Here is a 14,581-nt window from a genome sequence, read left to right as displayed (position 1 = left end):
ACCCCATGGAGAGCACTGCAATGTCCAACCTACTGCGCCCGGACCCACGGCGATTTCCGTTGCATATCCATATCAGCGTGATGTTCACCTTGCTGTTGTTGCTGACAGGCGTAGTACTGGGAATCTTCAACTATCGCCAGACCACCCAGATCATATTGTCGAGCAGCGAAAAGCTCTTCGACAGGATCGAGCAGGACGTCCGGCTGGACCTGCACACAACCTACCAACCCATTCGTCATATGTTGAGCCTGCTGGCGGATAACCCGGCCACCCAGGCGCCAGACCTTGAGCAGCGACTGGCATTGCTCAAGCCTTTCAGCCAATCGCTTACCGACAATCCAGACCTGGCTTCGCTGTATCTGGGCTATGGCAACGGTGATTTTTTCATGGTCCGGCCCTTGCGCACAGCCGACTTGAAAGCGCGCACCAAGGCGCCGGACGCCGCCGCATTTCAGGTCTGGAGCATTGAACGCGACGGTAGCGATACCCAAGTGAGGTCCCAGTCACTGTTTTTTGACCGAGACCTGATGCTCATCGGCCGCCTGGACCATCCCGACGAGGTCTACGACCCGCGGGCTCGAGCCTGGTTTTCCAGCGCGCGCACCGGGCAGGAACAGATAACCACGCAGCCTTACGTTTTCTTCTCCACCCACAACGTGGGTACCACCCTGGCCCGGCGCAGTGGCGAGCACGCGGTCATAGGCGCCGACCTCACATTGGCCGAACTCTCCGCCACCCTGGCCAAACACGTCGTGACCCCAGCGACCCAAATCGTACTGTTCGACGCCCAGGGCAATGCCATCGCCTATCCCGACAGCAGCAGGCTCATCGTTGACGACCAGACCGCACGTCTGATCAAGGCGGCCGATTTGAGCCCTGCCCTCGGCGCCCTGCTGAACAATCAAGCGACGGGCAATCGGCTGGAGGCAGGTGGGCGTCGATGGATCGTTGCCCAAAGCAGTATGCAGGAAGGCGGGCCCCAGGGATTGCACCTTGCCTTGCTGGTGCCCGAGGACGAACTGCTCGTCGATGCGTATCGCCTGCGTTGGCAAGGTGCATTGGTGACATTGGCCACGCTGCTGTTGTGCCTGCCTCTGGGGTGGCTGACCTCCCGAATCCTGGTCAAACCCCTGCGCGCGCTTGTGCATGAAGCTGACGCCATCCGCAGTTTCGACTTTAACTTTCCCGCCACCAAGCGTTCACCGGTACTCGAGGTCGACCAACTGGGGGTGTCTATGGCGCGCATGAAAGAAACCCTGGCGAGTTTTTTTCAGATCACTGACAGCCTCAGCGCCGAGACCCGTTTTGGGCCGCTGCTGGAGCGGGTCTTATTTGAAACGGTGAAGATCGGTCAAGCCCAGGCCGGCCTGATCTACCTTCGGGAAAATGACGCCGAGCGCTACGTTCCCCTGGGCCTGGTGATCGACGGCGCGTCTCGGGATGTGCCCGCGTTCGACATTCAGGGGCACGAGTTGCAGTCCCCGGAGAGTCCCGAATGGCTGCGGCAACTGGCCGACGTCGACACCAACGTGACCAACCTGGGGTTCGACGAGGCCGAGGATTTGCGCAAAGTGCTGCTGGCGATGGAGTGTCCGCGGGTTCACCTGATCGGCATTCGCCTGCACAACCGGCATAACGAGACGGTGGGCCTGCTGGTGCTGTTGCTGACCGACAGTGGCCACCTGAGCGACCTGGAAAAACTGCGCCCGGATCGCATCGCCTTTCTCCAGGCGGTTTCTGGAGCGGCGGCGGTGAGCATCGAAAGCCAGCGCCTGCAAACCAAACAGAAACAGTTGCTGGATTCGTTCATTCAACTGCTGGCCGGTGCGATCGATGCGAAAAGCCCCTATACCGGCGGTCACTGCCAGCGGGTTCCGGCATTGACCCTGATGCTTGCGCAAGCCGCTGCCGCCAGCCAGGTGCCGGCGTTTCGGGGCTACCAGCCGACCGAAGACGAATGGGAAGCCCTGCACATCGCTGCCTGGCTGCATGATTGCGGCAAGGTCACGACCCCCGAATACGTGGTCGATAAAGCCACGAAACTGGAAACCCTGAACGACCGTATCCACGAAATCCGCACCCGTTTCGAAGTGCTCAAGCGCGACGCCTGGATCGACTACTGGCAAGCCGTGGCTCTGGGCTCAGACGAGCAACAAATGGCTGACCTGCGCGATGCCAGCCTGGCAGCGCTGGATGATGATTTCGCGTTCGTCGCCCACTGCAACCTGGGCAGCGAGGCCATGGCTGAAGATGATCTGCATCGCCTGCGCAGCCTGGCGCAACGCACCTGGACTCGTACCCTGGACGATCGCCTGGGGGTTTCCTGGGAAGAGAACCGCCGTCAGGTGCGCACCCCGGCGCCGACCCTGCCGGTCAGTGAACCATTGCTGGCGGATAAACCCGAGCATCTGTTCGAGCGAGCGGAGAGTGAACTGATTCCTGCGGAAAATCCCTGGGGCTTCAAGCTCGATGTTCCTCGCTACAAGTACAATCGGGGCGAGCTGTACAACCTGAGCATTGCCCGTGGCACGCTGACACGTGAGGAGCGCTACATCATCAATCACCACATGGTGCAGACGATCCTGATGCTCAGCCACCTGCCCTTTCCCGGTCACCTCAACAACGTTGCGGAGATCGCTGGCGGCCATCACGAAAAAATGGACGGCACCGGCTACCCCAAGCAGTTGAAGCGAGAAGACATGAGCCTGCCGGCGCGGATGATGGCGATTGCCGACATCTTTGAAGCGCTGACCGCCGCCGACCGCCCCTACAAGAAGGCCAAGTCTTTGAGCGAGGCTTTGGGCATCATGGCGACGATGTGCCGGGACGCGCACATCGATCCCGAGTTGTTCGAGCTGTTCATCGACGCTGGAATCTACCGACAATACGCCGAGCAGTTCCTCGATCCACAGCAGATTGATGCGGTGGACACTGCAAGCCTGCTGGTCAAGGCAGGCTTGCAGGGGTGATCAGCAATCGGTCAGATGCAGGAAGATCGCTGCCAACTGCTCAATGCCCGCTTGGTCCAGGGCGGTAAAACGCGCCAACTTCGGACTGTCGAGATCGAGCACGCCGATCAGCCGGCCTTCCTTGACCAAGGGCACCACCAACTCGCTATTGGAGGCACTGTCGCAGGCAATGTGCCCGGCAAACGCATGAACATCCTCGACCCGCTGCGTCTGCAAGGTCGCCGCAGCAGCCCCGCAGACACCCCGCCCGAAAGGGATCCGTACGCAGGCGATCTGCCCCTGGAACGGTCCCAACACCAACTCTTCGTTACGGTTGAGATAGAAGCCGGCCCAGTTCAAATCATCGAGCTGGTTGAACAGGAACGCGGAAAACTGCGCTGCGTTGGCAATGAAATCCCGCTCGTGCGCCAGCAGTGACTCCAACTGCGCCTGCAACATGCCGTAGCCTTCGAGGCCTTGGCCGCTCTGTTGTAAATCGATCATGCCTTATGCTCCAACAGCTTTAACCCGACCCAATAACGGGCAAATTGATAGGCGCAACGGCCATTGCGATTGCCGCGCCCGGTGGCCCAGCGCACGGCGAGGATATCCAACTCTTCGTCACGCTGCCATTTGAGGCCTGCCTTGTCAGCCAGTTGCCCGACCCAGTGTTCGACCACGTTCAGGAAGTGTTCCTGAGTGAACGGATAAAACGACAACCACAAGCCGAAGCGGTCCGACAACGCGATCTTGTCTTCCACGGCTTCGCTGGGGTGCAGTTCGCCGTCGACGCGTTTCCAGTTTTCGTTATCACTTTCCTTTTCCGGCACCAGGTGCCGGCGATTGGAAGTGGCGTAAAGCAATACGTTGTCCGGGGCCTGTTCGAGGGAGCCGTCGAGTACGCTCTTGAGCACCCGGTAATCGCCCTCGCCCGACTCGAACGACAGGTCGTCGCAAAACAGCACAAACCGCTGGGGCAACCTGGCGATCTGTTCTACCACGCGAGGCAAGTCCGCCAGGTGATCGCGCTCGATCTCGATCAGCCGTAAGCCTGCCTGGGCATGCTCGGCCAGCAGCGCCCGGACCAGCGAGGACTTACCTGTCCCCCGGGAACCCCACAGCAGCACGTGATTGGCGGGCATGCCATCCAGGAATTGTCGGGTGTTGCGGCCCAACTGTTCCAACTGCCGGTCGACGCCGATCAGGTCGGTCAGGCGCGTGTCGAGGCTGACCTCCAAGGGCAGCAAAAATCCGCTTCGCCCCTCGCGCTGCCAGCGCGCAGCCAGGCATGTGGTCCAGTCGATGGCCTGCCGAGGCGCGGGCAGCAGCGGTTCGATACGGGCCAGAACGGCATCGGCGCGCTCTAGAAAAGCATTCAATCGGGAATCCACGTCTTCTCCTCGGGCACGTTCACACTAATGATTGCGCTGCAGCGACAATCCACGGCGACCGGGTGCCTGGTTAAACCCATGTTTCAGGGCTCGCGACAACAGCGGTATCCATGCATCATCGGCTATGCTTGAGCAGCGAAGGGAAACGGAAGTGGTTCAATACCCTATGGATATCAAATTCACCAACCGGCTGTCTTACAAACAAGCCAGGTTGACCGTGCTCGTAGGTTTTATTCTCGGCACGCTGCTCAGCCTGCTGCAAATAGGCATCGATTATGCCAGCGAAGATGCCTCCATCAACCGGGAAATCCAGTCTTTGCTGGAAATCAGCCACAACCCGGCTTCGCGCATCGCCTATAACATCGACGCAGAACTCGCCCAGGAGTTGACCCTGGGGCTGTTGCGTTCGCCGGCCATTATCGGCGCGCAATTGATCGACAACAACAGCACGGTACTGGCGAACGTCAAGCGACCTGAGCAGCAAAGCAGTTACCGGATGATCAGCGACTTCCTGTTTGGCGCCCACCGTCAGTTTGAAGACCGCCTGTACCTGGACCACTTGCCAGCTGAGTCTCTCGGCACCCTACGCCTGGACGTCGATACCTACGCGTTCGGCAGCCGATTTCTGCGCCGAGCTGAAGTGACGTTGTTCAATGGCTTCGCCCGTAGCCTGTTGCTGAGCGGCATCCTGCTCGCGCTGTTCTACGTGATGCTGACTAAACCCCTGGTACGCGTTATCCGCGAACTGAGCGGCCGCGATCCACGCAGCGTCGAACCGACCTGGCTGGAATACCCGGCGGGGCATCAGAACGATGAAATCGGCGTGCTGGTCAAGGTTGCCAACCAGCAATTCGAGAACATCGCCACGGAAATCCAGCAACGGCGCAATGCCGAAAACCGCCTGACCGACTATCTGGCGCAATTGGAGAATATCGTCTCCGCCCGGACCGCGGAGCTCAAGGCGATCAACAGCCGGCTCAGCCAGTCCAACCAGGAGCTGGAAATCGCCCGCAGCACCGCCCTGGACATGGCGGAAGCGCGCTCGGTGTTTCTCGCCAACATGAGCCACGAAATCCGCACCCCGCTCAACGGCCTGCTGGGGATGATCGCATTGTCCCTGGACGGTCCGCTCAATGCTGAACAGCAGCAACAACTGGCCATCGCCCATGACTCAGGCAAGGTGCTGGTGGAGTTGCTCAACGACATTCTTGACCTGTCGAAATTCGACGCTGGCCAGCTTGAGCTTGAGCACATTCCATTCGACCTCGGTGCGCTGGTCGAAGACACCGCCAACCTGCTGTCCCAGAACGCCGCGCCCAGTGTCGAATTGACCTGCCTGATCGATCCGCAGTTTCCGGCGCTGGTGCTGGGTGATCCGACCCGCGTTAGGCAAATCGTCAGCAACCTGCTGTCCAACGCGCTCAAGTTCACACGTTTCGGCCGCGTCGACGTGCGCCTGTCCACCTTCAAGGACGGCGTCAGAATCGAAGTCTGCGACACCGGAATCGGTATTCCCGAGGACGCCCAAGTGAAGATTTTCCAGCCGTTTACCCAAGCGGGAGCTGGCATTACCCGACAATTCGGCGGTACCGGACTGGGCCTGGCCTTGACCTACAACCTGTGCGAAGCCATGCAGGGACGACTGTCCATCAGCTCGGAGGCGGGTTTCGGCAGCCAGTTCTGTGCTGACCTGCCGCTGCCCTGCCACACCCGCGCCCTGGCTCCTGCGGCATTGCAGGGCAAGGTTATCGCCATCACTGCCGCGAGCAGCGGTTTGGCGGAGCTGCTCAAGACTGTGTTGCCGGTGTGGGGGATAGAGTATCAACAGCGCTCGATCGATGACTCGATGATCGGCCTGGACCCCGACGTGGTCATCACCGATTGTCCTGAATGCCTGTTTGTCCTGCGCGCCGCCTGCACCGCGCCGATTCTGCTGGTGACCGCCTACGGCAGCTTCATGCCCAGCGAACAAGCCAGCGCCCTCGCGCCTTTGCAACAGCAGGCGCGGCCGTTGGCGCGTAACGCACTGTTCCAGACGTTGCGTCGGGTGCTGCAACCGGAAATCAACACGATAAACGATGCTCGACTGCAAACGCTGTCACCTCAGCGCCGCGGCCGGGTGCTGCTGGTGGAGGACAATCCGGTCAATCAATTGGTCGCCAAGGGCATGCTGGGTAAGCTGGGGTGCGAGGTGGTAGTCGCCGCACATGGCGCCGAGGCCCTGGATCAACTGGAGCAACACGAGTTCGACCTGGTGCTGATGGACTGCAACATGCCGGTGATGGACGGCTATGAGGCCAGTCGACAAATCCGTCGCAGCGGGCGCTGGCCGCAATTGCCGATAGTGGCCTTGACCGCCAATGCCATGTCCGAGGAGCGCGAACGCTGCCGCGCCGCGGGCATGAGTGATTACCTGGCCAAACCCTTCAGTCGCGACGAGCTGGCGGCACTACTGGAGTCATGGATGCCGGCTACGACAACGCCTTGATCTGCACCAGCAAATGATCGAGCCCATCACGCAAATCATGCAGCCGATCCAGATCGACGCCGCTGTCGCACAAGAGCCGCGCCTTGAGCGGACCGACCCGATCTCGCAACACCTGGCCTGCGGCCGAAAGGCTCAGGTGCACTTCGCGTTCATCTCGGGATGAACGCTGACGCAGGACCAGTTGCAGCTGTTCAAGTCGTTTGAGTAACGGCGTCAGGGTCCCGGAATCAAGCGCCAGGCGTTCGCCCAAGGCCTTGACCGTAGGCTGCTCCGGGGCATTTTCCTGCCACTCCCACAGCACCAGCATCGCCAGATACTGCGGGTAGGTCAGTCCGAGTTGGTCCAGCATCGGCTTGTAGGCCCGGATCACCCCCCGGGACGCGGCGTACAGCTTGAAACAGAGCTGGCTGTCGAGCTGCAGGGAATCGAACGGCGGATTCATTTGAGCAGGGCTTCGATCTCGCGGCTCAGGTCCTGCGGTTTGGTCGCCGGCGCGAAACGCTTGACCAGTTGTCCGTCCTTGCCGATCAGAAACTTGGTGAAGTTCCATTTAATGCCCTGGGAACCCAATAACCCGGGGGCAAGTTTTTTCAGCTGGACGAACAGTGGATGGGCGCCGGCTCCGTTGACTTCGATTTTCTTGAACAGCGGGAAGCTGACGCCGAAATTCAGCTCGCAGAATTCGGAAATCGCTCCTTCGTTACCGGGTTCCTGTTTGCCGAATTGGTTGCAGGGGAAACCCAGGACTACCAGGCCCTGATCCTTGTAGGTCTGCCAGAGCGCTTCGAGTCCTTTGTATTGTGGGGTGAAGCCGCATTTGCTGGCGGTGTTGACGACCAGTACGGCTTTGCCGGCGTAGTCGGCCAGGGTTTTCTGTTCGCCGGTGATGGTGGTGCAGGGGATGGTCAGCAGGGGGTCGGTCATCGTTTGGCTCTGGGGGTCTAGGGGTGGCCCGTTTAAAATAGTTCGCAATTGAATTGCGTGCAATTCAATTTTGGGTTGGTTGGTTGGTTTCTTTGGGACGGGGGCATATCCGTTTCTTTGGTGGTGGCAGCTATCGGTTCCGCTCTTACAGCGGGTTACTTTGAAAAGCGCAAAGTAACCAAACGCTCTTGCCCCACCACTTGGCACCTCGCCTAGGCTCGGTGTGCCCTCACTCCGGCATTGCTCCGCGGGTCGCCGCGATGGGCCATCCCTGGCCCAGCGCGGCTAAACCGGCATCCTTGCCGGTTTACCCGCTACGCAATGCCTGCGTTCGGCCGGCGTGGTTAACGGGGCGCCTGCAATCTACAGCTCGCCGTGGCGGCCTTCGGGCCGACCAGGGCATCACGCCGGCGCGCTTCGCTTGTTGGGTCGTGCACCTTTTATGGATATGAAATGAGCGCTGTGAGGTGGTATTTGTGGAAAGTGGACTTTATGGAAAGTGATCCCTCTGGAAAGTCATCTCTGTGGAGGGATTGATACCTGTAGGAGCAAAGCTTGCTCGCGATGACGGTTTCGCATCCAACATTGATGCTGACTGGCACCCCGCTATCGCGAGCAAGCTTTGCTCCCACAGAAACAACATCAGCCCGGCAGGCAAGCTTTGCTCCCACAGGAACAACATCAGCCCGAAGGCAGTCAAGCTTCGCTCCCACAGGTACAACACCAGCCCGGAAGCAGTGCACATCAGAGAAGCGCAGCGCGCCGGCTTGATGCCTTGGTCGGCCCGAAGGCCGCCACGGCCCGGTTCTTGATCGCGGACGCCCCGTTAACCACGCTGGCCGAACGCAGGCATTGCGTAGCGGGGAAACCGGCAAGGATGCCGGTTTAGCCGCGCTGGGCCAGGGATGGCCCATCGCGGCGACCCGCGGAGCAATGCCTGCGTTCGGGCACACCGAGCCTAGGCGAGGTGCCGAGTGGTGGGGCAAGAGCGTTTTGGTTACTTTTGCGCTCTATCAAAAGTGACCCGCCGTAAGGGCGGAACCAATAGAAGCCATTACCCCAGAAATGGATATACACACGACCAAACCGGATAAACCCCGGTCATTCCCGAGGTACAAGCTCCAGACACACCGAATTGATGCAATACCGCAACCCAGTCGGCGGCGGCCCATCCGGAAACACATGCCCCAGATGCGCATCGCACTTGGCACACACCACCTCGATGCGAATCATCCCGTGGCTGACATCACGAATCTCAACCATCGCACTGTCACCGATCGGCGCATAAAAGCTCGGCCAGCCGCAGCCTGAGTCAAATTTGGTCTTCGAATCAAAAAGCGGCTCTTTGCAACAGATGCAGTGGTAAACGCCGTCGGTTTTAGTGTCATTGTATTTGCCGGAAAACGGGCGCTCCGTGCCCTTGAGACGGCAAACGTTGTACTGCTCCGGATCGAGCATGGCCTTCCATTCTTCAAGGGTTTTTTCCAACTTTTCCATCGTCACACCTCAGCAGCTGAAAAAGCCCGATCTGTACCTTTTCCACGGATCGGGTGGCACGTATGATTGCGCCTCGTCAAACGCCAGTCTGGCAGCCAGACCACGCGCATTCAAACGGATTTACGGGTGCCGCATCTCAAGGCACCAGGCCTGTGTGAATACGCAGGAATCCCAGTACGGTAGTTCATACGCCGCCTGGATCGTTCATTTTCGGGAACACATCGCCATGCAGGTCAGCAAATCGAACAAGCTCGCCAACGTCTGCTACGACATTCGCGGCCCAGTGCTCAAGCACGCCAAACGCCTGGAAGAGGAAGGCCACCGCATCCTCAAGCTGAACATCGGCAATCCTGCGCCCTTTGGTTTCGAAGCGCCGGACGAAATTCTCCAGGACGTGATACGCAACCTGCCAACCGCCCAAGGTTACAGTGACTCGAAAGGGCTGTTCAGCGCACGCAAGGCCGTCATGCAGTACTACCAGCAAAAGCAGGTGGAAGGCGTCGGCATTGAAGACATCTACCTGGGCAACGGCGTTTCCGAGCTCATCGTGATGTCGATGCAGGCCTTGCTCAACAACGGCGACGAAGTGCTGGTGCCGGCCCCGGACTACCCTCTGTGGACCGCGGCGGTAAGCCTGTCGGGCGGCAACCCGGTGCATTACCTGTGCGACGAGCAGGCCAACTGGTGGCCGGATCTGGCCGACATCAAGGCCAAGATCACGCCAAACACCAAGGCACTGGTGATCATCAACCCGAACAATCCGACCGGTGCGGTGTATTCGAAAGAAGTCCTGCTGGGCATGTTGGAACTGGCCCGCCAGCACAACCTGGTAGTGTTCTCCGACGAGATTTACGACAAGATACTGTACGACGATGCCGTCCACATTTGCACCGCATCCCTGGCGCCGGACCTGCTGTGCCTGACCTTCAACGGCCTCTCCAAGTCCTACCGCGTGGCGGGTTTCCGTTCCGGCTGGATCGCCATCTCCGGTCCAAAACACCACGCCCAGAGCTATATCGAAGGCATCGACATGCTGGCCAATATGCGCCTGTGCGCCAACGTGCCGAGCCAGCATGCAATTCAGACCGCTCTTGGCGGCTACCAGAGCATCAATGACCTGGTGCTGCCCCAAGGCCGCCTGCTGGAGCAGCGCAACCGTACCTGGGAACTGCTCAACGATATTCCCGGCGTAAGTTGCGTTAAACCCATGGGCGCTCTGTATGCTTTCCCACGGATCGATCCGAAAGTCTGCCCGATCCATAACGACGAGAAATTCGTGCTCGACTTGCTACTGTCAGAAAAGCTGCTGGTGGTGCAAGGCACGGCGTTCAACTGGCCATGGCCAGATCACTTTCGGGTCGTGACGCTGCCACGATTGGATGACCTGGACATGGCCATAGGCCGCATCGGCAACTTCCTCAAGTCCTACCGCCAGTAACACCATCGGTCACCGTGCGACTTTGATCCCCGTCGCACGCTGACTAATTCAGCAATACATATTCCCCCCTACCCTGCACCGACATGGTGCTCACAGCCCAAGACCCAGTTTCAGGCAGCGGTCTAACAACGACGGGGGCCAAACCTCGGAAATACCTGACATGAATTTCCTCGGACCACGTCGGAAGCGTCCTTCGAACAGCTAGTCTTTTGCCGTAGGACACAGTTTGAAATAGTCACCCGGTTGAATAGCCCGTTGCAGCACCTTATATACCCCGCAGTACGCTACATCTTTAGCTTGAGGAGATTTCTACAACCATGATGCGCATCCTGCTGTTTTTGGCCACTAACCTGGCGGTCGTGCTGATTGCCAGCATCACCCTGAGCCTTTTCGGCTTCAACGGGTTCATGGCGGCCAACGGGGTTGATCTCAACCTCAATCAGCTGCTGATTTTCTGTGCGGTCTTTGGTTTTGCCGGCTCCCTGTTCTCGCTGTTCATCTCCAAGTGGATGGCGAAGATGAGCACCAGCACCCAGATCATCACCCAACCGCGCACACGTCACGAGCAATGGCTGATGCAAACGGTGGAGCAACTGTCCCGGGAAGCCGGGATCAAGATGCCGGAGGTCGGCATTTTTCCAGCCTATGAGGCAAACGCCTTTGCCACTGGCTGGAACAAGAACGACGCACTGGTTGCGGTCAGCCAGGGCCTGTTGGAACGCTTTTCGCCGGATGAGGTGAAAGCCGTTCTGGCCCACGAAATCGGTCACGTTGCCAATGGCGACATGGTTACCCTGGCGCTGATCCAGGGCGTGGTGAACACCTTCGTGATGTTCTTTGCGCGAATTATCGGTAACTTCGTCGACAAAGTGATCTTCAAGAACGAAGAAGGCCAGGGAATCGCTTATTACATCGCGACCATTTTTGCCGAGCTGGTGCTGGGCATTCTGGCAAGTTCGATCGTCATGTGGTTCTCGCGTAAACGCGAATTCCGTGCCGACGAAGCCGGTGCCCGCCTGGCAGGTACCAGTGCGATGATCGGTGCCTTGCAACGCTTGCGGGCGGAACAGGGATTGCCCGTGCACATGCCGGACACGCTGAATGCATTCGGCATCAACGGCGGCATCAAGCAGGGGTTTGCTCGCATGTTCATGAGCCACCCGCCGCTGGAAGAGCGTATCGACGCGCTGCGTCGTCGCGGCTGACAGGTTCTGCCAAGACAGATAGGCCCGCAGAGATGCGGGCCTTTTTTGTCTGTCTGGATTTGTGCTGTTGACCCCATATGGGAGCGAGCCTGCTCGCGATGCGCCGGTACAGAGAACAAAAATTAGCGGGCAGAAACCCGATAAACCCTCTCCTCAAGCCGCGTCACGCCGGCCTCGGCAAATTTCCAGCTCTCACCCAGCACATCCTGGTCCTCCAGGATCTTCAGCGCCCAGAAATTACCGAACAAGCGTCGCACCTCATCATCGAGCACGGCAAACGGCGGTCCGTCTTTCTGCGCCTGGTCGTAATCGAGCGTAACCAACAACCCCAAAGTTTCCTTTGGCAGAATCCGGTTCAGGTGCGCAGCGTATTCCTCGCGCATTTTCGGTGGCAGCGCAATCAGCGCAGCACGGTCATACAAAGCGGCGCAATCGGCCACATCCCCTGCGGTCAACTCGAAGAAATCCCCGCACCACAGCTCGATCGAACCGGCACGATAAACCTTGAACGGCCCCTGTTCGCTGACATCAGGGTCAAATTGATGCTCACTGAAGAAGTCCTCAACGGCCCTTTCCGACAGTTCAATCCCCAGTACTTCATGGCCCTGATGAGCGAGCCACAGCAGATCCAGACTTTTCCCACACAACGGCACCAACACGCGAGCGCCCTCTTCCAGGTTCAATTGTGGCCAGAACCGTTGCAGATAAGGATTCACTTCCCGCAGATGGAAGCCGATCTGATTCGACTGCCAACGCTTGTGCCAAAACTCCGGCTGCATAAATAACCCCGAAAATTCGATCAAAACACCCTAAAACTTATATTAGATTTAGATCAATGATCTGACTGAAGATGAGCCCATCTTAACTCTCAGGAGCTCTTTCATGTTCCCCAGCCTGTATATATCCCACGGTTCGCCCATGCTGGCGCTGGAACCCGGCGCGAGCGGCCCAGCGCTGGCGCGGCTTGCCGCCGAATTAGCGCAACCCAAGGCGATCGTGATTGTCTCGGCGCATTGGGAGAGCAACGAACTGTTGGTCAACGGTAATCCACATCCGGACACCTGGCACGACTTTGGTGGTTTCCCCAAGGCGCTGTTCGAGGTGCAATATCCCGCGCCCGGTAATCCGCAACTGGCGGTGGAGGTTGTCGAACTGCTCAAGTCTGCCGACTTACCCGCTCGCATCGATACCAAAAGGCCATTTGACCACGGTACCTGGGTACCACTGTCGCTGATGTACCCGCAGGCGGACATCCCGGTGGTGCAGGTCTCGCTGCCCACCCGAGGCGGCCCCGCGTTGCAGACTCGCGTCGGACAGGCCCTCTCAAGCCTGCGTGAACAGGGGGTGCTGTTGATCGGATCCGGCAGCATCACCCATAACCTCGGTGAACTGGATTGGCACGCCGGCCCGGAAAGCGTGGAACCCTGGGCCGAAGCGTTCCGTGAATGGATGATCGAGAAACTCGCTGCCAACGATCAAGCCGCGCTGCACGATTACCGCTCGCAAGCGCCGCATGCCGCGCGCAATCATCCCAGCGATGAGCACCTGCTGCCGTTGTACTTCGCTCGCGGCACCGGAGGAGCGTTCAGCATCAGCCACAAAGGCTTCACCATGGGTGCCCTGGGCATGGACATCTATCGATTCGGCTAAGCAGGCTGGTGAAACCGGCTGGGACTTGGTTTAGATGACATCGACACCCACATGAATGGCATCGTGTCGCCAGAATTCCAGATCGCAGTCGATCAGTCGCTCGTGCTGGTCGTAGTTGACCCGGGCTATACGCAATCCCGGACTTCCCACCGACACTCGCAGCGCTGCTGAAGCGTCCACCGAGAGCGCCGTCGGTACGATCTCGAAGCGTACCCTGCCGTAATGCAGGTCGTAATGCCGGGCGTACAGCTCGGTGATGGACTGATTCAGGTCGAAGTCGAGAATCCCCGGGAAGAACCGCGGATTGAGATAGTGCTCGACGTACAACACCAGCCGCTGGTCAATGCGTCGCGCCCGGCAAATCTGGATCACACTGGACAGTGCCGGCAATTGCAACCAGGCACAGACCGCCGATGACGCCGGCTGCAGGCGTGCGCTAATCACCTCAGTCGACGGCACCCGGCCCTGGGCGCTGACCATTGCGTGAAAGTGGCTGCGCTGCATCAGGTTATAAGCCAGGCGGGGCGGCGAGACGAACCAGCCCCGGCGCTCTTCGCGATAAATCTGCCCCTGCGCCTCAAGTTGCAACAACGCCTCACGCACGGTAATTCGGGTGGTACCGAACAACTCACTGAGCTTGCGCTCCGCTGGCAGTTTGCTTCCGGGCGCCAACAGGCCGTGATTGAGCTGTTCTTGCAGCACCTGCCCGATGGCTGTAACCGCTTTGGTTGTCTCGATGCGCATCAACGTTACCTATCTGGACTAGACCAGCACTGTTCCGGGGCGAGCTCCGCATGGGTCTTGCTTCAATGCAGCCTAGGCACAGCATGTGACTGGCGGATGACAAAGATGCCGAACGGCGCTGATTTTTGCCTGCAATATCACGGCCATGTCCTTTCATATCAGCCTCTTAGCCATGGTCTACGCTTACTTCGCAGCCAGAGGTTTCCCCTGCAGGAAATACGGGCAGGCCGACAATCGACATCAAAATGTCATCCAGACCGCCTAAATTGGCTCAGGTATTGCTGACCTAGACCAAC

Annotated in this window: 12 protein-coding genes; 5 read left to right on the top strand and 7 right to left on the bottom strand. The window is 59.0% G+C overall.

Going from position 1 to position 14,581, the window contains the following annotated elements; all coding sequences use genetic code 11:
* The first annotated feature begins 20 nt into the window (after positions 1-20).
* Positions 21-2,969 (top strand): HD domain-containing phosphohydrolase, encoded by a 2,949-nt coding sequence (locus tag L9059_RS18860; RefSeq protein WP_247292453.1) that lies wholly within the window; start codon positions 21-23, stop codon positions 2,967-2,969.
* Here L9059_RS18860 and L9059_RS18855 read toward each other — a convergent pair whose 3' ends face one another.
* Together L9059_RS18855 and L9059_RS18850 are read right to left on the bottom strand one after the other, a co-directional pair.
* Complete coding sequence (locus L9059_RS18855) at positions 2,970-3,452, bottom strand: GAF domain-containing protein (RefSeq protein ID WP_247292452.1); 483 nt, start codon at positions 3,450-3,452, stop codon at positions 2,970-2,972. It abuts the gene before it with no gap.
* Complete coding sequence (locus L9059_RS18850) at positions 3,449-4,339, bottom strand: ATP-binding protein (protein WP_247292451.1); 891 nt, start codon at positions 4,337-4,339, stop codon at positions 3,449-3,451. The genes L9059_RS18855 and L9059_RS18850 overlap by 4 nt, the downstream gene beginning before the upstream one ends.
* A gap of 166 nt (positions 4,340-4,505) precedes the next feature.
* On the opposite strand from L9059_RS18850, the gene L9059_RS18845 reads away from it, so the two are divergent.
* Positions 4,506-6,827, top strand: a complete 2,322-nt coding sequence (locus L9059_RS18845; protein ID WP_247292450.1) for a hybrid sensor histidine kinase/response regulator — start codon at positions 4,506-4,508, stop codon at positions 6,825-6,827.
* Here L9059_RS18845 and L9059_RS18840 read toward each other — a convergent pair.
* The 3 genes from L9059_RS18840 to msrB all read right to left on the bottom strand — a co-directional run bounded on the left by L9059_RS18840 (position 6,811) and on the right by msrB (position 9,248).
* Positions 6,811-7,269 carry a MarR family winged helix-turn-helix transcriptional regulator gene (locus L9059_RS18840; protein WP_247292449.1) on the bottom strand — a complete coding sequence of 153 codons (459 nt, stop codon included), beginning with the start codon at positions 7,267-7,269 and terminating at the stop codon, positions 6,811-6,813. The genes L9059_RS18845 and L9059_RS18840 overlap by 17 nt on opposite strands.
* Positions 7,266-7,751, bottom strand: coding sequence for a glutathione peroxidase (locus L9059_RS18835; RefSeq protein ID WP_247292448.1), 486 nt, complete (start codon positions 7,749-7,751; stop codon positions 7,266-7,268). Before L9059_RS18835 ends, L9059_RS18840 begins: the two co-directional genes overlap by 4 nt.
* A gap of 1,101 nt (positions 7,752-8,852) precedes the next feature.
* Positions 8,853-9,248, bottom strand: coding sequence for a peptide-methionine (R)-S-oxide reductase MsrB (msrB, locus tag L9059_RS18830; protein WP_247292447.1), 396 nt, complete (start codon positions 9,246-9,248; stop codon positions 8,853-8,855).
* 226 nt (positions 9,249-9,474) lie between these two features.
* Between msrB and L9059_RS18825 the strand changes: the two genes are divergently transcribed.
* Positions 9,475-10,686 carry a pyridoxal phosphate-dependent aminotransferase gene (locus tag L9059_RS18825; RefSeq protein ID WP_247292446.1) on the top strand — a complete coding sequence of 404 codons (1,212 nt, stop codon included), beginning with the start codon at positions 9,475-9,477 and terminating at the stop codon, positions 10,684-10,686.
* Positions 10,687-11,003: 317 nt separating this feature from the next.
* Complete coding sequence (gene htpX, locus L9059_RS18820; RefSeq protein WP_247292445.1) at positions 11,004-11,891, top strand: protease HtpX; 888 nt, start codon at positions 11,004-11,006, stop codon at positions 11,889-11,891.
* 122 nt (positions 11,892-12,013) lie between these two features.
* Here the strand turns inward: htpX and L9059_RS18815 are convergent, their stop codons facing one another.
* The gene (locus L9059_RS18815) at positions 12,014-12,670 is read right to left on the bottom strand and encodes a thiopurine S-methyltransferase (protein WP_247292444.1); all 657 of its coding nucleotides are present in this window, start codon (positions 12,668-12,670) and stop codon (positions 12,014-12,016) included.
* Between the two features lie 103 nt (positions 12,671-12,773).
* Here L9059_RS18815 and L9059_RS18810 point away from each other — a divergent pair, with 103 nt between their 5' ends.
* Positions 12,774-13,541 carry a DODA-type extradiol aromatic ring-opening family dioxygenase gene (locus L9059_RS18810; protein ID WP_247292443.1) on the top strand — a complete coding sequence of 256 codons (768 nt, stop codon included), beginning with the start codon at positions 12,774-12,776 and terminating at the stop codon, positions 13,539-13,541.
* Positions 13,542-13,571: 30 nt separating this feature from the next.
* Here L9059_RS18810 and L9059_RS18805 read toward each other — a convergent pair whose 3' ends face one another.
* Positions 13,572-14,285: a UTRA domain-containing protein gene (locus L9059_RS18805; RefSeq protein ID WP_247292442.1), complete on the bottom strand. Its 714-nt coding sequence runs from the start codon at positions 14,283-14,285 to the stop codon at positions 13,572-13,574.
* Between the last annotated feature and the right edge of the window lie 296 nt (positions 14,286-14,581).

Source organism: Pseudomonas violetae, from assembly GCF_023072615.1.
In the GTDB taxonomy this organism is placed as follows: Bacteria; Pseudomonadota; Gammaproteobacteria; order Pseudomonadales; family Pseudomonadaceae; genus Aquipseudomonas; species Aquipseudomonas violetae.
Note: the sequence above shows the minus strand (reverse complement) of the source record. Positions and strands in the feature narration are given on the sequence as shown.